Below are 17,810 nucleotides of genomic sequence, written 5' to 3' on the forward strand. Positions count from 1 at the left end.
CAACTCGCTCAGAGAGCGCCCCCGTTGCTCAGCCCCTTCGGCGCCGCGCCACGACCGCCGCTCCCCCGCCGAGCAGCAGCAGCGCCAGCGCGCCGCCCGCCAGGTACGGCGTCGACGAGCTCGCGCCCGTTTCCGCGAGGTCGCTCTTCGTGCCGCCCTGGGGCTTCACGTCGTTGGCGGGCTTGGCGGGGGCGGGTGAGCCGGTGTCGGAAGGCGGGGTGGGCTTGGTGCCCGGGGCGGTGCCGCCGTCGCTCGGGGGTGTGCTCTGGGTCGGCTCCGAGTCGTCGCCGGGCTCGTCCGTCTGCGGCGGGACCTGGCCGTCGTCGCCGTCGTCGTGGCCGCCGCCACCGGGGCCGCCCCCGTGACCGCCGCCGCCCCATCCGCCGCCGCGAGGCGTCTCGCAGGTGGCCTTCGCCAGCGTCACCGTGCCCTCGACCTCCGCGACGTTCAGCCTCAACGGGTTGACGGAGACCTTGAGTTCGAGGGCGGTTGCGGCGGCCGTGCGGGAGGTGGTGCGGCGCTGGGAGAGGTCGAGGCGGACCTCGCCGACGCCGGGGACCTTGACCACGGAGGGGCCGCCCGCCGTGAGGTTCACGTGCTTGCCGAGGACGGTGACGCCGCCGAGGACGTTCGCCCTGGCCTCCGGCCGCTCCCCCGCCTCGCAGGTGGCGCGGGCGGTGACCGTGCCGACCTCGATGAGGGAGAGCAGCGGGAGGCCGGGGACGTGCACGCGGGCGTGGACCAGCCGTACGGAGCCCTCCGCGCGCTCCGCCGTGGCGGTCGCGCGGGCCTGGGCGACCTCCGCGCCGAGGACGGAGAAGGGCCGGCCGTCGTTCACCCCGTCCAGCCGGGCCGTGAGCGCCGTGCGGTCGGCGTCGCCGGGCGCCTCGACCTCGTTGAGGCTGACCTCGAGCGGGACGTCGAGGGACTTGTGGAGCAGGGACACATCGAGCCCGGTGCGCAGGACGACGGCGGAGGCGTGACCGTGCCGGCCGGTGGCGTGCGCGGTGCCCGCGCCCAGGACCGCGGGACCTGCGGTGAGGGCGGTGACGGTCGCGACGGCGGCCAGACGGCGTGCGGGCATGCGGAAGTTGAGGCTGTTCAAGGCGGTGGGCTCCCGAGAAGGAACTTGCTTGGGACGCGTCAACTTTTACGCACTGTGGGTGAACGGTCAGCAATCCTGGGTTACTTCACTCCATCGTGGAGTTCCCGCACTCCTCTTCGATTCCTGGGGCACAGGAGTTCTCCCACGCCCCGGCAGGTCACTGCGTGACTCGCCCGTTCAACACCACGCGACGCGGGGCGGCCAGTACTCGTACATCGGCGCGGGGGTCGGACTCGTAGACGACGAGATCGGCGGGCGCGCCCTCTTCGAGGCTGGGGCGGCCGAGCCAGGCGCGGGCGCCCCAGCTGGTCGCGGAGAGCGCGGCCAGGGGCGGGATGCCCGCGGTGACGAGTTCCTCGACCTCCGCCGCGACCAGACCGTGGGGCAGCGAGCCGCCCGCGTCGGTGCCGACGTACACCGCGATCCCGGCGTCATAGGCGTCGCGCACAGTGTCGTAGCGGCGTTCATGGAGGCGGCGCATATGTGCGGACCACCGGGGGAACTTGGTGTCGCCCCCTGCGGCCAGGCGCGGGAAGGTCGCGATGTTGACCAGGGTCGGGACGATCGCCACCCCGTGCTCGACGAAGAGCGGGATCAGCTCGGGGGTGAGGCCGGTGGCGTGTTCGACGCAGTCGATGCCGGACTCCACCAGGTCGCGCAGCGAACTCTCCGCGAAGCAGTGCGCGGTGACGCGGGCGCCCTGCCGATGGGCCTCGGCGATGCCCGCCGCGACTGCCTCGCGCGGCCAGCAGGGGGTCAGGTCACCGAGGTCGCGGTCGATCCAGTCACCGACCAGCTTGACCCAGCCGTCCCCGCGCCGGGCCTCCTGGCGGACGTAGGCGACGAGGTCCTCGGGCTCGATCTCGTGGGCGTAGCCCCGGATGTAGCGGCGGGTACGGGCGATGTGCCGCCCGGCGCGGATGATCTTCGGCAGGTCGTCGCGGTCGTCGATCCAGCGGGTGTCCGAGGGCGAACCGGCGTCGCGGATCAGCAGGGTCCCGGTCTCCCGGTCGGTCAGCGCCTGCTTCTCGGCGGTCTCGGCGTCCACGGGCCCCTCCGCGCCGAGCCCCACATGGCAGTGCGCGTCGACCAGGCCGGGCAGCGCCCACCCCGACACGGTCGTCACGTCCCCGGCGCCCACGGGACGGTCGTAGGTGACCCGCCCCCCGACCACCCACAGCTCGTCCCGGACGTCCTCGGGTCCCGCGAGCACCCGTCCCCTGACGTGCAGCACCGCCTGATCGCTCATGTACGGCACCTTAAACCGCCTTCCCGGCGGCGCGGCAGGTCCGGTAACGTCCTCGGCGTGAACACCGGACCGGCCCTGGCGGGCCACTCACGGACAGGCGACCCGGTGGGTAGCTGATCGCCACACGTGTGCGCCGCACACACCCCCGCACAGCGCATCCCCGCCACCCGTCCCGCGGACCTCCCCGCGCCCGAGCACCGAGCATCCCTTTTCTCCGTGCCGGACCACAGCGAGGTCAGCCGTATGACAGTCACGTTCAACCACACCATCATCGCCGCCAAGGACAGGGACGAGTCCGCGCGCTTCTTCCGGGAGCTGCTGGAGCTTCCCGAAGCTCCGTCCTGGGGGCCGTTCCTCAACATCCAGCTCACCGACGGGGTGCTGCTCCAGTTCGCGGAGCCGCCGGTGGAGATCCAGATGCAGCACTACGCGTTCCTGGTCGACGACGAGCTGTTCGACCGGGCGTACCGGTGGCTGTGCGAGCAGGGCGTCACGCACTGGGCCGATCCGCAGATGCGGCGCCCTGGCGAGATCAACCACGAGCACGGCGGGCGCGGGGTGTACTTCAAGGACCCCGCCGGGCACGCGATCGAGCTGATCACGCGCCCGTATCTGTAAGCGGACGCCACATCGCAAGCGGACGCAGACCCCGTACCGCAGGCGGACATGGAACGGCCGGGCACCCGCACAGGGGTGCCCGGCCGGGCCGGTGTCACATCGCGGCCATCGCGGCCATCGGGGCCATCGCGGCCGTCAGGAGCCGGTCTTCTCCGGACCCGCCCCCACCGGCCCGTCCGTCTCCTCCACCTCGGCCATCGCCGGGTCGAGGACGCGGGAGAGGAAGTGGCGGGTGCGTTCGTTGCGGGGGTTGCCGATGACCTGCTCGGGGGTGCCCTCCTCGACGATGACGCCGCCGTCCATGAAGACGACGCGGTCGGCGACCTCGCGGGCGAAGGTCATCTCGTGGGTGACGACCATCATGGTCATGCCCTCCTCGGCGAGCCCGCGCATGACCGCGAGTACGTCGCCGACGAGCTCCGGGTCGAGCGCGGAGGTCGGCTCGTCGAAGAGCATCACCTCGGGGCCCATGGCGAGCGCGCGGGCGATGGCCACGCGCTGCTGCTGGCCGCCGGAGAGGGCGCCCGGGTGGGCGTCGGCCTTCTCCGCGAGGCCCACGCGGGCCAGGTTCTCGGCGGCGATCCGCGCGGCCGTCGCCTTGTCCCGCCCGAGGACCCGGCGCTGGGGCAGCGTGAGGTTCTCGGTGACGCTCAGGTGCGGGAAGAGGTTGAACTGCTGGAAGACCATGCCGATACGGCGGCGTACGGCGTCGAGGTCGACGTCCGGGTCGGTCAGCTCGGTGCCGCCGACGAAGACCTTGCCGTCGCTGGGCTCTTCGAGCAGGTTGACGCAGCGCAGCAGCGTGGACTTGCCGGAGCCGGAGGGCCCGATGACACAGACCACCTCGCCCTGGCCGATCTCCAGGTCGACGCCGCGCAGGACGTGGTTGTCGCCGAAGGACTTGTGCAGCCCCTCGATACGGATCTCGGGGGTGCTCACCGGATCGCCTCCTGGGACCTGGACTCCATGCGCCGCACGACGAAGCCGAGCGGGACCGTGACCAGCAGATAGCACAGGCCGGCCACCAGGATCGGCGTGGAGTTGGCGGTGGTGCTGGCCAAGTCGTTGCCGAACTTGGACAGTTCGCGCTCCTCCAGGGTGACGCCGAGGAACAGCACCAGCGAGGAGTCCTTGAAGAGCAGGACGAGTTCGTTGGTCAGTGGCGGCAGGATGATGCGGAACGCCTGCGGGATGATGATCGAGATCATGGCCCGCGCGGGCGAGAAGCCCAGCGAACGGGCCGCCTCCATCTGCCCCTTGGGCACGGCCTGGATGCCCGCGCGGATCGTCTCGGCCATGTAGGCGGCGGAGACGAGTCCGAGCGCGACGGCGACCTTGCCGTAAGTACCGCCCGGATACTGCACGTTCGGGAAGGCCAGCGGCACGCCGACGCCCACGAAGATGAAGATCAGCAGGGCGGGCAGGCCGCGGAAGATCTCGATGTAGATCCCGGCGACCCAGCGGTAGGGCGCCACCGAGGACAGCCGCATCAGGGCGATGACGATGCCGAGACCGAGTCCGACGACGAAGCCGGACAGGGTGTAGAGCACGGTGTTCTTGAGCGCCAGGGTGATGACGTCCGGGAACATCTGCTCGGCGATGGGCAGTTGCAGGAACTGGTTCTGCAGCCGCCCCCAGTCCGCCGAGAACGCGAAGGCGAGTACGGCGGCGACGAAGACGGCGTACTGCGCGCCGCGCGAGACCCGCCGGCGCTGGCGGCGGGTCAGGCCCTGCTTCTTCGGTTGGATACGGGTGTCCGTGTCGGTCATGGAGTCAGCGGGATTCAGGAGGAGGGCGTCGCGGCCGGGGAGGCGGCCGAGGCGTCGTACGGGCCGATCCACTTCTCGTAGATCTTCTTGTAGGTGCCGTCGGACTTGGCCTTGGCGAGCTGCTCGTTGATGACGGTGAGCAGGGCGGTGTTGCCCTTCTTCACCGTGAAGCCGTACTGCTCGCCGGTCTTGAGGTTGCCGACGACCTTGAAGGCGTCGGCGTTGGCCTTGTTCTTCAGCCAGCTCTGGACCACCGGGTAGTCGACGATGATCGCCTGGACCTGGTTGGTGCGCAGGCCGTTGAGGAGCGCGTCGGAGGAGTGGAAGGAGACCGGGTCGAAGCCCTTGCCCTTCGCGTAGTCCTCACCGGTGGTCTGCGCCTGGGCGCCGAGCTGCTTGTGCTGCGCCTTGATGTCCTCGAAGGACTTCAGGCCGCTGTTCTTGCCGACCAGGACGGCCTGGGTGGCCTCGAAGTACGGGTCGGAGAAGTCGACGTTCTTCTTGCGCTCGTCGGTGATCGTCATGCCCGCCGCGGCCAGGTCGCACTGGCCGGAGTTGAGGAACGCGCCGGTCTTGAAGTTCTCGAACGGCGTGTCGAGGATCTCCTGCTTGACGCCCAGGTCCTTGGCGGCCAGGTCGATCAGGGAGACGTCGAAGCCCTGCACCTTGCCGTCGATCACCGACTGGAACGGCGGGTAGGGCAGATGGGTGCAGACGGTCAGCTGACCGGCCTTGACGAGGTGGACCCCCTTGACGGTGGTCTTGCCGCTCCCGCCGCCGTTCGACGAGGAGCAGCCCGCGACGAGCGCGATCGCGGCCGCAGCGGTGGCGGCGGCCAGAAGACGGGTCCGGCGCCCGAGGAGCGTTTTCATGGGGGGATCTCCCTGTGGGGGAACTGTAGGTTCTGATTATAAGGAGAGGTTTGGGTCTCTCAAATCAAACCGATGGCCTTTGGGCCGTTCGGCCTGAGAAGTCGCCGGTCAAAGGGGCATGGAGGCCGCGAGTTACCCTCGTCACCGTCGGCCTCCGGCCGGCCCCGTGGACCTCGTGAGCGAAGAGAGCACCCCCGTGACCCACCCCTTCCTCGACCTGCCCCCGCTGACCGCCGCGCGGTTCGCCGCCATCGAGGACCAGGTGGCCGGGCTGCTGGAGACCCGGCAGGACGTGCTGATCACCCAGGGCGAGGCGCTGCTGCCGCTGGAGGGCGCGATCCGCTCCGCCGCGGGGCCCGGCACGGTCGCCCTGAACGTGATCACGGGTCCGTACGGCCAGACCTTCGGCAACTGGCTGCGCGACAGCGGCGCCACCGTGCACGATCTCGCGGTCCCCTTCCACGCGGCCGTCACCGCCGAGCAGATCCGGGAGGCGTTCGCCGAGCACCCGGAGATCGACTTCGTGTCCCTGGTGCACGCCGAGGCGGCGACCGGCAACACCAACCCGGTCGCCGAGATCGGTGAGGTCGTGCGGGAGCACGGCGCCCTCTTCTATCTGGACGCGGTCGCCTCGGTCGGCGCGGAGCCGGTGCTGCCGGACGCATGGGGCGTGGACCTGTGTGTGATCGGGGCGCAGAAGGCGATGGGCGGCCCGGCCGGGGTGTCCGCGATCTCGGTGAGCGAGCGCGCCTGGGCCCGGATGGCCGCCAACCCGCACGCCCCGCGCCGCTCCTATCTGTCCCTGCTGGACTGGAAGGAGCGCTGGATCGACGCGGGCCGCGCGGTGCTGCCGCACGCCCCGGCACAGCTGGAGATGCTGGCCCTGGAGGCGTGCCTGGAGCGCATCGAGGCGGACGGCGCGGAGACGGTGATGGCCCGGCACCGGGCGGCCGCGCGGGCCACGCGGGCGGGCGCGACCGCGCTGCGCGGCGGCCTGGAGCCGTACGTCCACGACGCGCGGGACGCGGCCCCGGTGGCGACGACGCTGCGGGTGCCGGAGCAGGTGGTGGCCGCCGAGCTGGTGGCCGAGGCGCTGCGCGCGGACCCGGGGCTGCCGCTGGCCGCCGGGGGCGGCGCGCTGGCCAAGGAGATGGTCCGGGTCAACCACTACGGCCCCGACGCGACCCTGGACGCGGTGCGCCGTTCGCTGACGGCGCTGGGCGCGGCGCTGGCCGGGCAGGGGCTCGCGGTGGACCCGGAGGGTGCCCTGCGGGCGGCCGGAGAAGCCTGGCACTGACCGGCACTCCCTTTCCGACGGCGGCCTGCGCGAATTCGCGCAGGCCGCCTTTTTCGCGGCCTTTCATGGCCGCCCAATTGTCTCTCATTCTCTCCGAATTCCATGGAACAGACTCCGGCTTTTCGCCTGCCCGCTTTTTGCAAGGCTAAACAAGACGAAAAACGGGCGGCTTTTCGCACTGTGACACACCACACAGCGAGCCCCGTTTTGTGCCGTTTTACCCCAGGTCAAACCAGGCATATCGCCGACCCGGTCGTACACAACCGACTCCACGGCCGTGCATTCGCGCATTCACCTCGCTAAATTCGTGCCGCATGACCGCAGCACCCGCAGACCTGATCGTCGACAGACCGGCGGTGGCCGACGGAGCCGCTCTCTGGCGTCTCGCCAAGGAATCGAAAAACCTCGACCTGAACTCCTCGTACAGCTATCTGCTGTGGTGCCGGGACTTCGCCGGCACCTCGGCGGTGGCACGCGGCGCGGACGGCGAGCCGGTCGGCTTCGTGACCGGTTACGTACGGCCCGACCGTCCGCACACCCTGCTCGTCTGGCAGGTGGCCGTCGACGACGCCCAGCGGGGGCGCGGGATCGCCGCCGCGCTGCTGGACGGGCTGACCGCACGGCTGGCCGCCGAGCGGGGGATCACCGGCGTGGAGACCACGATCACCCCCGGGAACACCGCCTCCGAGCGGCTGTTCGCCTCGTTCGCCGCCCGGCACGGCGTGCGGCCGGAGCGCGAGACGCTGTTCCCCGCCGAGCTGTTCCCGGACGGTCCGCACGACCCCGAAGTCCTGTACCGCATAGGCCCGTTGACGCCCACCCCGGCCCACTGAACGCCGCACCGAGGAGCGAATCACCGTGACCATCACCCAGCCCGACCTGAGCGTGTTCGAGACCGTCGAGTCCGAGGTGCGCAGCTACTGCCGCGGCTGGCCCACCGTGTTCGACCAGGCGCGGGGCAGCCGGATGTACGACGAGGACGGCCGCGCCTGGCTCGACTTCTTCGCCGGGGCCGGATCACTCAACTACGGCCACAACAACCCGGTCCTCAAACGGGCGTTGATCGACTATCTGGCCCGGGACGGCGTGACCCACGGCCTGGACATGTCGACCACGGCCAAGCGGTCGTTCCTGCGCACCTTCCAGGAACTGGTGCTCGGCCCGCGCGAGTTGCCGTACAAGGTCATGTTCCCGGGGCCGACCGGCACCAACGCGGTGGAGTCCGCGCTGAAGCTTGCCCGGAAGGTGAAGGGGCGCGAGGCGATCGTGTCGTTCACCAACGCGTTCCACGGCATGTCGCTCGGCTCGCTCGCGGTCACCGGCAACGCCTTCAAGCGGGCCGGGGCGGGCGTTCCGCTGGTGCACGGCACGCCGATGCCGTTCGACAACTACTTCGACGGGCAGGTCCCGGACTTCCTGTGGTTCGAGCGGCTCCTGGAGGACCAGGGGTCGGGGCTGAACAAGCCCGCCGCCGTGATCGTGGAGACCGTGCAGGGCGAGGGCGGCATCAACGTCGCCCGGCCCGAATGGCTGCGCGCGCTCAAGGAGTTGTGCGAGCGGCAGGACATGCTGCTGATCGTCGACGACATCCAGATGGGCTGCGGGCGCACGGGCGCGTTCTTCTCCTTCGAGGAGGCGGGCATCGTCCCCGACATCGTCACCGTGTCCAAGTCCATCAGCGGCTACGGACTGCCGATGTCGCTGTGCCTGTTCCGGCCGGAGCTGGACATCTGGGAGCCGGGCGAGCACAACGGCACGTTCCGCGGCAACAACCCGGCGTTCGTCACCGCGACCGCCGCGCTGGAGACGTACTGGGCCGACGGTGCCGCCATGGAGAAGCAGACCCGCGCCCGGGGCGAGCGCGTCGAGCGGGAGCTGGTCTCCATGGCCGAGGAGAACCGGGCCGCCGTGAAGGACTACCGGGGGCGCGGACTGGTCTGGGGCCTGGAGTTCCACGACAAGGAGCGGGCCGGACGGGTAGCCGCCCGCGCCTTCGAACTCGGGCTGCTCATCGAGACGTCGGGCCCCGAGAGCGAGGTCGTCAAGCTGCTGCCCGCGCTCACGATCACCCCGGAGGAGCTGGACGAGGGCATGAGCATCCTCGCCCGCGCCGTACGCGAGACCGCCTGAGCAAAAGACCACGAGACCGCCGCCGACACGTGACAACAGGAGGCACCCACCCGTGATCGTCCGATCGTTCAAGGACATCGAGGACACCGACCGCCACGTACGGGCCAGGTCCGGCACCTGGGAGAGCAAGCGGATCGTGCTCGCCAAGGAGCGCGTCGGCTTCTCCCTGCACGAGACCGTCCTGTACGCGGGAACCGAGACGTCGATGTGGTACGCGAACCACATCGAGGCCGTCGTCTGCACCGAGGGCGAGGCCGAACTGACCGACCACGAGACCGGGGAGACGTACACGATCACCCCCGGCACGATGTACCTCCTCGACGGACACGAGCGGCACACGCTGCGCGTCAAGGAGGACTTCCGCTGTCTCTGCGTGTTCAACCCGCCGGTGACCGGGCGGGAGGACCACGACGAGAACGGCGTCTACCCCCTGCTCACCGAACCCGAGCTCACCGAACCCGAGGAGGTGTGATCCCCATGACCCAGGCCCCCACCGCCCCCGTCACCGATCTCTACCCGAGCCGTGCCGTCGCCGAAGTGGCCGTCCCGCGCAAGGACCCGGTCGTCTGGAGCGCCCCCGGCGCCTACGGCCCGATCCCCGCGGCCGACCTGGAGGGGTACGAGCGCGACGGCTTCCTGGGCGTGGACCAGCTGATCACCCCGGCCGAGGTCGAGGTGTACCGGCGGGAGCTGGAGCGGCTGGTCGCCGACCCGGTGATCCGGGCCGACGACCGGGCGATCGTGGAGCCCCGCTCGAAGGAGATCCGCTCGGTCTTCGAGGTCCACCGGCTCAGCGAGCTGTTCGCGAACCTGGTGAGCGACGAGCGCGTGGTCGGGCGGGCCCGGCAGATCCTCGGCTCGGACGTGTACGTCCACCAGTCCCGGATCAACGTCAAGCCCGGGTTCGGCGCGAGCGGCTTCTACTGGCACTCCGACTTCGAGACCTGGCACGCCGAGGACGGGCTGCCCCGGATGCGCACGGTGTCGGTCTCGATCGCGCTGACCGAGAACTTCGACACCAACGGCGGCCTGATGATCATGCCGGGCTCGCACCGGACGTTCCTGGGCTGCGCGGGTGCGACGCCCAAGGACAACTACAAGAAGTCGCTCCGGATGCAGGACGCGGGCACCCCGTCCGGCGAGGCGCTGACCCGCATGGCGGGCGAGCACGGCATCCGGCTCTTCACCGGCAGGCCCGGCTCGGCCACCTGGTTCGACTGCAACTGCATGCACGGCTCCGGCGACAACATCACGCCGTTCCCGCGCAGCAACGTCTTCATCGTGTTCAACAGCGTGGAGAACACGGCGGTGGAGCCGTTCGCGGCGCCCGTGCGCAGGCCGGAGTACATCGGGGCGCGGGACTTCACGCCCGTGCGGTAACCGCGCTCCCCCAGTCCCCGGGCCGGGGCCTCCTTGTTGTGGGACGGGAGGCTCCGGCCCGGTCATGTCCCGTGCGGAGACAGGGACTTGAAAGGGAGGGACTTGAAAAGGTCAGTCGGAGAGCGCGTCCAGCAGCCGGTCCACGTCCGCCTCGGTGTTGTACAGGTGGAAGGCGGCGCGCAGGTTGCCCGCCCGGGCGGAGACCTCGATGCCCGCGCGGCTCAACTCCGGCTGCCGGTCCCCGAGTCCGGGCACCGAGACGATCGCGGAGCCGGACGAGGGCAGCGGCTCGTGGCCGAGGGAGGCAACGCCCGCGCGATAGCGGTCGGCGAGGGCCGTGTTGTGGGAGTGGATCGCGGACACGCCGAGTTCCTCGATGAGTTCGAAGGAGCGCCGCAGTCCCGCGTAGCCGAGCAGCGCGTGGGTGAGGTCGAACCGCCGCGCGGAGTGGGCGAGTTCGGTGACGGGGCCGTAGCAGCTGTCCCAGGGACGCTCGCCCGCGACCCAGCCGGCAAGGAGCGGGGTGAGGCCGCCGAAGTCCTCGGGCAGGACGAGGAAGGCGATGCCGTTCGGGCCGAGCAGCCACTTGTAGGCCACGGAGGCGCTGAAGTCCCACTCCCCCGCGTCCATCGGGAGCCAGCCCGCACCCTGGGAGAAGTCGACGTAGGTGCGGGCGCCGTGGTCGCGGGCGGCCTCGCGCAGTGCGGGCAGGTCGGCGATCAGTCCGTCGGCGGACTGGACGGCGCTGACCGCGACGAGGTCGGTCTCCGGGCGGACGGACTCCGCGATCCGCTCCACGGGGACCTCGCGCACCTTGAGGTCGCCGCGGACGTGGAACGGGTTGAGTACGGAGGTGAAGTCGCCCTCGGCGGTGAGGACTTCGGCGCCCGGCGGCAGGGAGGCGGCGATCACGCCGGTGTGCGCGGCGACCGAGGCGCCCGCCGCGACGCGTTCGACGGGGACGTGGGCGAGCCGGGCGTAGGCGGCCCGGCACGCCTCCACGTCCTCGAAGAGCGAGTTCAGCGGGACCCCCCGCGCCCGCAGCAGCGCCGCCTCGTGCAGGGCGGTGACGGTACGGGCGGGCAGCAGTGAGTTGCTCGCCGTGTTGAGGTAGGTGCCTGCGGGGGTGAACTCGGCGCGGACGAGGCGGTCGAACGTCTCCGTGGTCTCCATGGGTCCACTGTGCGTCCCCATGGAGTCACCGTCCATCGCGTCTTTTTACGCGGTGTCTCTCAGCAATCCTTATGGATCGCCTCCCACCTGCGGTTTCCTACTTCTGCGGCACCGCGCACCCGTCCGGGCCGCACGTGTCGGCGTCGTCCTGGCCGACCACGGTGAGCGGGGAGCGGGCGTCCCACGCCTGGGTGAGCGCCTGGGTGAAGACCTCGGCGGGCTGGGCGCCGGAGACGCCGTAGGCGCGGTCGAGGACGAAGAAGGGGACACCGTTGGCGCCGAGCTGGGCGGCCTCGCGCTCGTCGGCGCGGACCTCGTCGGCGTAGGCGGTGGGGTCGGCGAGGACCTTGCGGGCGGCCTCGGGGTCCAGGCCCGCCTGCCCGGCCAGCTCCACGAGGCGCTCGTCGCCCTCGGTGAAGACGGACCGCTCCTCGGCGAAGTTGGCCCGGTACAGCAGCGCGAGCAGCTCGTCCTGCTTGCCCTGCTCCTTGGCGAAGTGCAGCAGGCGGTGCATGTCGAAAGTGTTGCCGTGGTCGCGGCCCCGGGTGCGGTAGGGCAGGCCCTCGGCGCCGGCCTGGGCACCGAGGTTGTCCTCGCCGGCCTCGGCCTGGGCCTCGCTCATGCCGTACTTCTTGGTGAGCATGGTGAGCACGGGCTGGACGTCGCCCTTGGCGCGGCCGGGGTCCAGCTCGAAGGAGCGGTGCACGACCTCGACGTCGTCGCGGTGCGGGAAGGCGGCGAGCGCCTTCTCGAAGCGTGCCTTTCCTACGTAGCACCAAGGGCAGGCGATGTCGCTCCAGATCTCGACGCGCATTCTTCGGGCTCTCTTCGGTTCGTTCGTACGGGGCGGAGGCTCTCCCCACCCGGTACGTGAACGTTCAAGCAGCGGGGTTCATTCCCCGGGCGGGGTCCAGCGCAGGAAGAGGTGGTGGTCGCCCTCGGCGGGCGGGTTCCCGGGGTCGGGCACCCAGCCGTGGCGGGCGTAGAAGGACTGGGCGCGCTTGTTGTCCACGTGCACGTCGAGCACGGCGACCCGCTTGCCGTCGGCCAGCCAGCGCTCCACGCAGGCGGCGTGCAGGGCGGTGCCGAGTCCCGCACGCCAGTGGTCGGGGTCGACGTGGAACTGAAACAGCTTGACCTTCTCCGCGGGCGCGCCCTCGGGGGTGCGGAAGGAGGCGATGGCGACGATCCGGCCGTCCTGGACTCCGCACAGGACCCGGCCGTCGGGCCGCTCAATGGAGGCGCGCCAGGAGTCCGTCCAGTCGAAGTCGGCGGGCGGCAGGCCGCCGGGGTAGTAGGTGGAGCGGGCGCGTTCGTGCAGTGCGGCGATCGTCCCGGCCTCGGCGGGCTCGGCCGGGCGGATCACCAGGGCACCGTCTGCTCGTTCACTGATCATGCCGGGGAGGACGTGGCCCCGGCGGGCACGGTTGCGTACCGGCGGAACTGGGCGCGGTAGGCACTGGGGGTCAGTCCGGTGCGGCGGACGACATGGGCGCGCAGCGAGTCGGCGGTGCCGAGGCCGCAGGCGGTGGCCACCTGGTCCATGGGCAGGGTGGTGGTCTCCAGGAGTTCCCTGGCCCGTTCGACGCGCTGGTGCAGGAGCCACTGGAGGGGGCTGACCCCGCTCTCGGCGTGGAAACGGCGGGTGAGGGTGCGCACGCTGACGCCGGAGTGGCGGGCGAGGTCGGTGAGGGTGAGCGGCTTGTCGAGGTTGCGCATGGCCCAGCCGCGCACGTCGGCGCAGGCGGTGCCGCGCTCGGGCGGCAGCGGGGTGTGGGTGAACTGGGTCTGCCCGCCCGGCCGTACGGGTGCGACGAGGGCGCGCCGGGCGACCTCGTTGGCGACGGCGGCGCCGTAGTCGGTGCGGACGATGTGCAGACACAGGTCGATTCCGGCGGCGTAGCCGCTGGAGGTGAGGAACTGGCCGTCCTCGGTGTAGAGCACGTCGCCCTCGAAGGCGATGGCGGGGTGGCGGCGGCGCATCTCGTCGGCGTGCGCCCAGTAGGTGGTGGCGCGGCGGCCGTCGAGGAGTCCGGCCTTGGCGAGGGAGAAGGCGCCGGTGCAGATGGAGGCGATGCGGGTGCCCGCGTCGGCGGCCTCGCGCAGCGCGGCGACCACGCGCGGGTCGGGCTCGTACGTCTCGCCGGTGCCCGCGACGAGCACGGTGTGCGCCTCGCGCAGCGCCTCCAGACCGTGCGGCACGGTGAGTTCGAGGCCGCCGGTGGTGACCACCGGGCCCGGGTCCGGCGCGCAGACGACGACCTCGTAGCCGCGTCCGCCCGCCACCTCGACCTTGCCGAAGAGCAGGTCCGGGATGGCCAGGTTGAACATCGACACGGGCGGGGCGGCGATGACGACGACTCGGATCATGGCCAGAACCTCCGGACGTATGGCAATCAGGCCACTACTGTATGCGCCGCGTGATCCGCAAGCTGGAGGCATGCCCCTGAACAAGACCCTCACCCCTCTCCAACCTGCCCTCTCGGACGGCCCGTTGGAGCGGCGGACGGCGCCCGCCCTCGCCCTGGCCGCCGCTCTCCTCGGCTCGGCGCTGATCACCCTCGACGCCTCGATCGTGAACGTCGCCCTCCCCGCCATCGGTTCCGGCCTCGGCGGCGGACTGCGCGGACTGCAGTGGGTGGTGGACGCCTACACCCTCCCGTTCGCGGCCCTGATGCTCTCCACCGGCGCCTTCGCCGACCGGGTCGGGGCGAGCCGGGCGTACGGCATCGGTATCGCGGTGTTCACGCTGGCCTCGGCGGCCTGCGGCTTCGCGCCGGACCTCGCGGTCCTGACCGGTGCCCGGGTGGCGCAGGGCGCGGCGGCGGCCGTGGTGCTGCCCGCGTCGCTGTCCCTGGTGCGCGAGGCGTACGCGGACGCGGCGCGCCGGGCCCGGGCGGTGGCCGTGTGGGCGGCCGGGGGTTCGACCGCGCTGGCCCTGGGCCCGGTGGCGGGTGGCGCGCTGACCACGGCCTGGGGCTGGCGGGGCATCTTCTTCGTCAACCTGCCGGTGGGCGCGGTGGCGCTGGTCCTGCTGCTGCGCGCCCCGCGCTCCACGCGCCGTCCGGCACCGCTGGACCTGCCCGGGCAGGCCGCGGCGGCGCTCGCCCTGACGGGTGTGACCTTCGCGGTGATCGAGGGCGGTACGACCGGCGCGGTGGCGCTCGCGGTGGCGGTGGTCGCGGCGGTGGTGTTCGTCCGGGTGGAGAGGCGGCGGGCGCATCCGGTGGTCCCGCTGGGGATGTTCCGCGACCGGGCGGTGCGCGCGGCGGTCGCGGCGGGGGCGGCGTGCAGCGTGGCGTTCTACGGCGTCCTGTTCGTCTTCTCGCTCTTCTTCCAGCAGGTGCAGGGCCGTTCGGCGCTGTACGCCGGGCTGATGTTCCTGCCGATGACCGGGGTGATCGCGGTGACGAACCTGGTCTCGGGCAAGCTGACCGGCCGCTACGGGCCCCGGGTGCCGATGATCGCGGGCCTCGCGCTCTCCGTGGTGGGCCTGCTGGGGCTGCTCGGGGTCGGCACGGCGACGCCTGCCTTCGAGGCCGCGCTGCTCCTGGTGCCGCTGGCGCTGGGCTGCGCGCTGGCCATCCCGGCGCTGACGGCGGTGATGCTGGACGCGGTGCCCGCCGGACGGGCCGGGCTCGCGGCGGGGGTGCTCAACGCGGCTCGGCAGGTGTCCGGCGGGCTCGGGATCGCGGTGTTCGGCGCGCTGATGGCGGGCGGCTTCGTGACCGGGCTGCGCACGGGCCTGGCCGTCTGCGTGGCCGCGCTGCTCGTGGCCCTCGCGCTCAGCTTCCGTCTCGCAGGTCGTCCGGCCACTGGGGTCTGAACTCCAGGTGGTCGTAGGTGACCACGCAGCCCCCGCCGAGCGGCGACTGGGTCATGAAGCCGACCAGGGCGTCGGAGGTCTCCTTCTCGTCGCCCAGGGTGAACAGGCGGACGAAGGTCCAGCGTTCACCGTCGCGGGAGGCGTGGAAGGCGAGCGCGCGGCCGGTGCGGCTCAGCCGGAGCCAGACCGAACTTCCGCTCACCGTGAAGGAGTTGGCGTCGTCGGAGTGCCCCCGGGTGACCACCGTGCACACGGTGGCCACGTTCGGGGAGTACTCCAGACAGAGCTTGGCCCAGGCCCGGTCGCCGACGTGGACGTAGAGCGCCCCGGCGTCGAACGAGGTGTTGAAACCGACGGTGACCCGGGCGATCAGCTGGAAGTCGCCCTCGGGCGCCCCGAGCAGCCGGGGCGCGTCGGAGGCGGGGTCCAGGGCCTCCCCGGTCGGGGTGACGAACCGGTCCTGACGGGCTCCGGCCCAGCCGGAGAGCACGCCGTCCTCGTGGACCCAGTGGCCGTCCGGCCCGTAGGTCCGCAAGGGGAAAGGGAGTTCGGGAAGGGCTATGTCCATCCGGGGATTCTCGCAGGGGACGGGGCCGGAGCCCGAGGGGTTCCCGGACTCCGTTCGTGAAGAACCGGGCCGCTCCTCAGCTCTCCCTCACGCCGTCGCAACGGCGGGGAATACCAAGGGGGTTGCCGTCCCGCAGCTCCAACGGCAGCAGCGGCTCCGGGGTGTTCTGGTACGCCACCGGGCGCAGCCACCGCTCGATCGCCGTGCCGCCGACCGAGGTCGAGGTGGAGGTGGTCGCCGGGTAGGGGCCGCCGTGGTGCTGGGCCGGGGCGACAGCGACACCGGTCGGCCAGCCGTCGACCACCAACCGGCCCGCGAGCGGGGCGAGTCGGGCGAGGAGGTCCGCCGCGCCTCCCTCGCCCGCGGCTTCCGCCGAGGACAACTGCACGGTCGCGGTGAGACTGCCCGGCAACCGGGCGAGGACGGCGGCCAGTTGGTCCGGGTTCTCGTAGCGCGCGACCACGGTGACCGGGCCGAAGCACTCCTCCAGGAGCAACTCGTATGCCTCTTCCGCCAGTTCGGCCGCCGGGACGGTGAGGAAGCCCGCGCTGACCGTGTGCGGGCCGCCCGCGCCCGGGGTGACCGGGGACTCGACGCCGGGCAGCGCCGCGCGCTCGGCGACGCCCGCGACGAAGGCGTCCCGCATCCGGGGGTCGAGCATCACCCCGGCGTCGGTGTCGCTCACCGCGTCCACGAGCGCCTTGACCAGGCCGTCGCCGGAAGCACCGGAAGGCACCAGCACCAGGCCCGGCTTGACGCAGAACTGGCCGACGCCGAGCGTCATGGACCCGGCCAGGCCCAGACCGATCTCACCGCCGCGCTCGGCGGCGGCCGCCTCGGTCACCACGACCGGGTTCAGCGAGCCGAGTTCGCCGTGGAAGGGGATCGGCACCGGGCGGGCGGCGGCCGCGTCGAACAGGGCCCGGCCGCCGCGCACCGAGCCGGTGAACCCGGCGGCGGAGAGCAGCGGATGCCGGATCAGCTCCACGCCCGCGTCGAAGCCGTGCACCAGGCCGACGACGGCCTCGGGCAGGCCGTGCGCGGCGGCGGCCCGGCGCAGCACCTTGGCGACCAGCTCGGACAGGGCCGGGTGGTCGGGGTGGGCCTTGACGACGACCGGGCAGCCCGCAGCGAGCGCGCTCGCGGTGTCGCCGCCCGCGACGGAGAAGGCGAAGGGGAAGTTGGAGGCCGCGTAGACGGCCACCACGCCGAGCGGGATCTTCATGCGGCGCAGGTCGGGGACCGGCGGGACGGCGGCGGGGTCGGGGTGGTCGATCACCACGTCCAGGAAGGCGCCCTCGTCCACGACACCCGCGAAGGCCCGCAACTGGTAGGCGGTACGCGCCAGTTCACCGGTGAGCCGGACCGGACCGAGGGCGCTCTCGGCGTCGGCGACCTCGATCAGCAGGTCCCGTACCGCCTCCAGGCCGTCCGCCGCCGTCCGCAGGAAGGCGGCGCGGACCGTGCGGTCGGCGAGGCTTCCGCGCGCGGCGTGCGCGGCCCGGACGGCCGCGTCGACCTCCTCGGCCGTGGCCTCCACCGCCACTTGCTCCCGCCGCTTCCCGGTGCGCGGGTCGACGCTCCACACTGGTGCTGCTGTCACCGCGGATACCTCCAGACAACGCCGTACGGTCGAGGTCGCTCATCAGCCGTGTTCGCTATATTGAACGCCGTCTTCGATGGTGAACCGGCAGTCCGGAGTCTAGGGCTCCGGGTCCTCGTACTTCCAGGTCGCCGTCGGACGAAGTCGAACGAGATCGAACGACGCCGAACCGGGCCCGGCACGCGCACGCGCACGCGGGCTCCGGCGCGGCCGAGCGAAG

General features: G+C 71.8%; 18 protein-coding genes. 7 read left to right on the top strand and 11 right to left on the bottom strand.

All coding sequences use genetic code 11. The annotated features are described in order from the left end of the window. Window positions 1-28: 28 nt before the first annotated feature. Both AB0E91_RS27125 and AB0E91_RS27130 read right to left on the bottom strand, forming a co-directional pair. Window positions 29-1,105: an SCO1860 family LAETG-anchored protein gene (locus AB0E91_RS27125; protein WP_361787151.1), complete on the bottom strand. Its 1,077-nt coding sequence runs from the start codon at window positions 1,103-1,105 to the stop codon at window positions 29-31. A 157-nt stretch (window positions 1,106-1,262) separates the two neighbouring features. Further along, window positions 1,263-2,354, bottom strand: coding sequence for an amidohydrolase family protein (locus AB0E91_RS27130; protein ID WP_361787154.1), 1,092 nt, complete (start codon window positions 2,352-2,354; stop codon window positions 1,263-1,265). A 243-nt stretch (window positions 2,355-2,597) separates the two neighbouring features. On the opposite strand from AB0E91_RS27130, the gene AB0E91_RS27135 reads away from it, so the two are divergent. Beyond that, window positions 2,598-2,972, top strand: a complete 375-nt coding sequence (locus AB0E91_RS27135) for a VOC family protein (protein ID WP_361787157.1) — start codon at window positions 2,598-2,600, stop codon at window positions 2,970-2,972. 135 nt (window positions 2,973-3,107) lie between these two features. Here the strand turns inward: AB0E91_RS27135 and AB0E91_RS27140 are convergent, their stop codons facing one another. The 3 genes from AB0E91_RS27140 to AB0E91_RS27150 are packed head-to-tail and all read right to left on the bottom strand — an operon-like array spanning window position 3,108 to window position 5,613. After that, a complete protein-coding gene (locus AB0E91_RS27140) occupies window positions 3,108-3,911 on the bottom strand; it encodes an amino acid ABC transporter ATP-binding protein (protein WP_361787160.1) in 804 nt (267 codons plus the stop codon). Further along, entirely contained in the window at window positions 3,908-4,741 is an 834-nt protein-coding gene (locus AB0E91_RS27145) for an amino acid ABC transporter permease (RefSeq protein ID WP_361787163.1), read from the bottom strand. The genes AB0E91_RS27140 and AB0E91_RS27145 overlap by 4 nt, the downstream gene beginning before the upstream one ends. A 14-nt stretch (window positions 4,742-4,755) precedes the next feature. After that, on the bottom strand, window positions 4,756-5,613 hold the full coding sequence (locus AB0E91_RS27150; protein WP_361787166.1) for a transporter substrate-binding domain-containing protein: 858 nt from the start codon (window positions 5,611-5,613) through the stop codon (window positions 4,756-4,758). 196 nt (window positions 5,614-5,809) lie between these two features. On the opposite strand from AB0E91_RS27150, the gene AB0E91_RS27155 reads away from it, so the two are divergent. The 5 genes from AB0E91_RS27155 to thpD all read left to right on the top strand — a co-directional run bounded on the left by AB0E91_RS27155 (window position 5,810) and on the right by thpD (window position 10,420). Then, the gene (locus AB0E91_RS27155) at window positions 5,810-6,910 is read left to right on the top strand and encodes an aminotransferase class V-fold PLP-dependent enzyme (RefSeq protein ID WP_361787468.1); all 1,101 of its coding nucleotides are present in this window, start codon (window positions 5,810-5,812) and stop codon (window positions 6,908-6,910) included. A gap of 314 nt (window positions 6,911-7,224) precedes the next feature. Further along, window positions 7,225-7,743: a diaminobutyrate acetyltransferase gene (gene ectA / locus AB0E91_RS27160; RefSeq protein ID WP_361787169.1), complete on the top strand. Its 519-nt coding sequence runs from the start codon at window positions 7,225-7,227 to the stop codon at window positions 7,741-7,743. 25 nt (window positions 7,744-7,768) lie between these two features. After that, window positions 7,769-9,040, top strand: coding sequence for a diaminobutyrate--2-oxoglutarate transaminase (gene ectB / locus AB0E91_RS27165; RefSeq protein ID WP_361787172.1), 1,272 nt, complete (start codon window positions 7,769-7,771; stop codon window positions 9,038-9,040). 52 nt (window positions 9,041-9,092) lie between these two features. Then, window positions 9,093-9,512: an ectoine synthase gene (locus AB0E91_RS27170; RefSeq protein WP_361787175.1), complete on the top strand. Its 420-nt coding sequence runs from the start codon at window positions 9,093-9,095 to the stop codon at window positions 9,510-9,512. A gap of 5 nt (window positions 9,513-9,517) precedes the next feature. Then, window positions 9,518-10,420 (top strand): ectoine hydroxylase, encoded by a 903-nt coding sequence (gene thpD / locus AB0E91_RS27175; protein ID WP_361787178.1) that lies wholly within the window; start codon window positions 9,518-9,520, stop codon window positions 10,418-10,420. Window positions 10,421-10,531: 111 nt separating this feature from the next. On the opposite strand, the gene AB0E91_RS27180 is transcribed toward thpD, so the two are convergent. From AB0E91_RS27180 to AB0E91_RS27195, 4 genes are all read right to left on the bottom strand, one after another. Then, entirely contained in the window at window positions 10,532-11,593 is a 1,062-nt protein-coding gene (locus AB0E91_RS27180) for an aminotransferase class V-fold PLP-dependent enzyme (protein WP_361787181.1), read from the bottom strand. A gap of 97 nt (window positions 11,594-11,690) precedes the next feature. After that, on the bottom strand, window positions 11,691-12,407 hold the full coding sequence (locus AB0E91_RS27185) for a DsbA family oxidoreductase (protein WP_361787184.1): 717 nt from the start codon (window positions 12,405-12,407) through the stop codon (window positions 11,691-11,693). Window positions 12,408-12,485: 78 nt separating this feature from the next. Further along, the gene (locus tag AB0E91_RS27190) at window positions 12,486-12,989 is read right to left on the bottom strand and encodes a GNAT family N-acetyltransferase (protein ID WP_361787187.1); all 504 of its coding nucleotides are present in this window, start codon (window positions 12,987-12,989) and stop codon (window positions 12,486-12,488) included. Continuing rightward, the gene (locus AB0E91_RS27195) at window positions 12,986-13,963 is read right to left on the bottom strand and encodes a helix-turn-helix domain-containing protein (protein WP_361787190.1); all 978 of its coding nucleotides are present in this window, start codon (window positions 13,961-13,963) and stop codon (window positions 12,986-12,988) included. Before AB0E91_RS27195 ends, AB0E91_RS27190 begins: the two co-directional genes overlap by 4 nt. Window positions 13,964-14,033: 70 nt before the next feature. On the opposite strand from AB0E91_RS27195, the gene AB0E91_RS27200 reads away from it, so the two are divergent. After that, window positions 14,034-15,419 (top strand): MFS transporter, encoded by a 1,386-nt coding sequence (locus AB0E91_RS27200; RefSeq protein ID WP_361787193.1) that lies wholly within the window; start codon window positions 14,034-14,036, stop codon window positions 15,417-15,419. On the opposite strand, the gene AB0E91_RS27205 is transcribed toward AB0E91_RS27200, so the two are convergent. Beyond that, the gene (locus AB0E91_RS27205) at window positions 15,379-15,987 is read right to left on the bottom strand and encodes a DUF1349 domain-containing protein (protein WP_361787196.1); all 609 of its coding nucleotides are present in this window, start codon (window positions 15,985-15,987) and stop codon (window positions 15,379-15,381) included. The genes AB0E91_RS27200 and AB0E91_RS27205 overlap by 41 nt on opposite strands. 76 nt (window positions 15,988-16,063) lie before the next feature. Further along, on the bottom strand, window positions 16,064-17,590 hold the full coding sequence (locus AB0E91_RS27210; protein WP_361787199.1) for an aldehyde dehydrogenase (NADP(+)): 1,527 nt from the start codon (window positions 17,588-17,590) through the stop codon (window positions 16,064-16,066). Window positions 17,591-17,810 lie beyond the last annotated feature (220 nt).

Origin of the sequence: Streptomyces sp. NPDC026659 (assembly GCF_040638245.1) — a bacterium.
GTDB lineage: Bacteria > Actinomycetota > Actinomycetes > Streptomycetales > Streptomycetaceae > Streptomyces.

Excerpts from the sequence above, each read along its gene's own strand:
- AB0E91_RS27130 (WP_361787154.1), bottom strand. The coding sequence starts at position 2,354 with ATGAGCGATCAGGCGGTGCTGCACGTCAGGGGACGGGTGCTCGCGGGA.
- AB0E91_RS27135 (WP_361787157.1), top strand. The coding sequence starts at position 2,598 with ATGACAGTCACGTTCAACCACACCATCATCGCCGCCAAGGACAGGGAC.
- AB0E91_RS27145 (WP_361787163.1), bottom strand. The coding sequence starts at position 4,741 with ATGACCGACACGGACACCCGTATCCAACCGAAGAAGCAGGGCCTGACC.
- AB0E91_RS27150 (WP_361787166.1), bottom strand. The coding sequence starts at position 5,613 with ATGAAAACGCTCCTCGGGCGCCGGACCCGTCTTCTGGCCGCCGCCACC.
- ectA (WP_361787169.1), top strand. The coding sequence starts at position 7,225 with ATGACCGCAGCACCCGCAGACCTGATCGTCGACAGACCGGCGGTGGCC.
- thpD (WP_361787178.1), top strand. The coding sequence starts at position 9,518 with ATGACCCAGGCCCCCACCGCCCCCGTCACCGATCTCTACCCGAGCCGT.
- AB0E91_RS27180 (WP_361787181.1), bottom strand. The coding sequence starts at position 11,593 with ATGGAGACCACGGAGACGTTCGACCGCCTCGTCCGCGCCGAGTTCACC.
- AB0E91_RS27185 (WP_361787184.1), bottom strand. The coding sequence starts at position 12,407 with ATGCGCGTCGAGATCTGGAGCGACATCGCCTGCCCTTGGTGCTACGTA.
- AB0E91_RS27190 (WP_361787187.1), bottom strand. The coding sequence starts at position 12,989 with ATGATCAGTGAACGAGCAGACGGTGCCCTGGTGATCCGCCCGGCCGAG.
- AB0E91_RS27195 (WP_361787190.1), bottom strand. The coding sequence starts at position 13,963 with ATGATCCGAGTCGTCGTCATCGCCGCCCCGCCCGTGTCGATGTTCAAC.
- AB0E91_RS27200 (WP_361787193.1), top strand. The coding sequence starts at position 14,034 with ATGCCCCTGAACAAGACCCTCACCCCTCTCCAACCTGCCCTCTCGGAC.
- AB0E91_RS27205 (WP_361787196.1), bottom strand. The coding sequence starts at position 15,987 with ATGGACATAGCCCTTCCCGAACTCCCTTTCCCCTTGCGGACCTACGGG.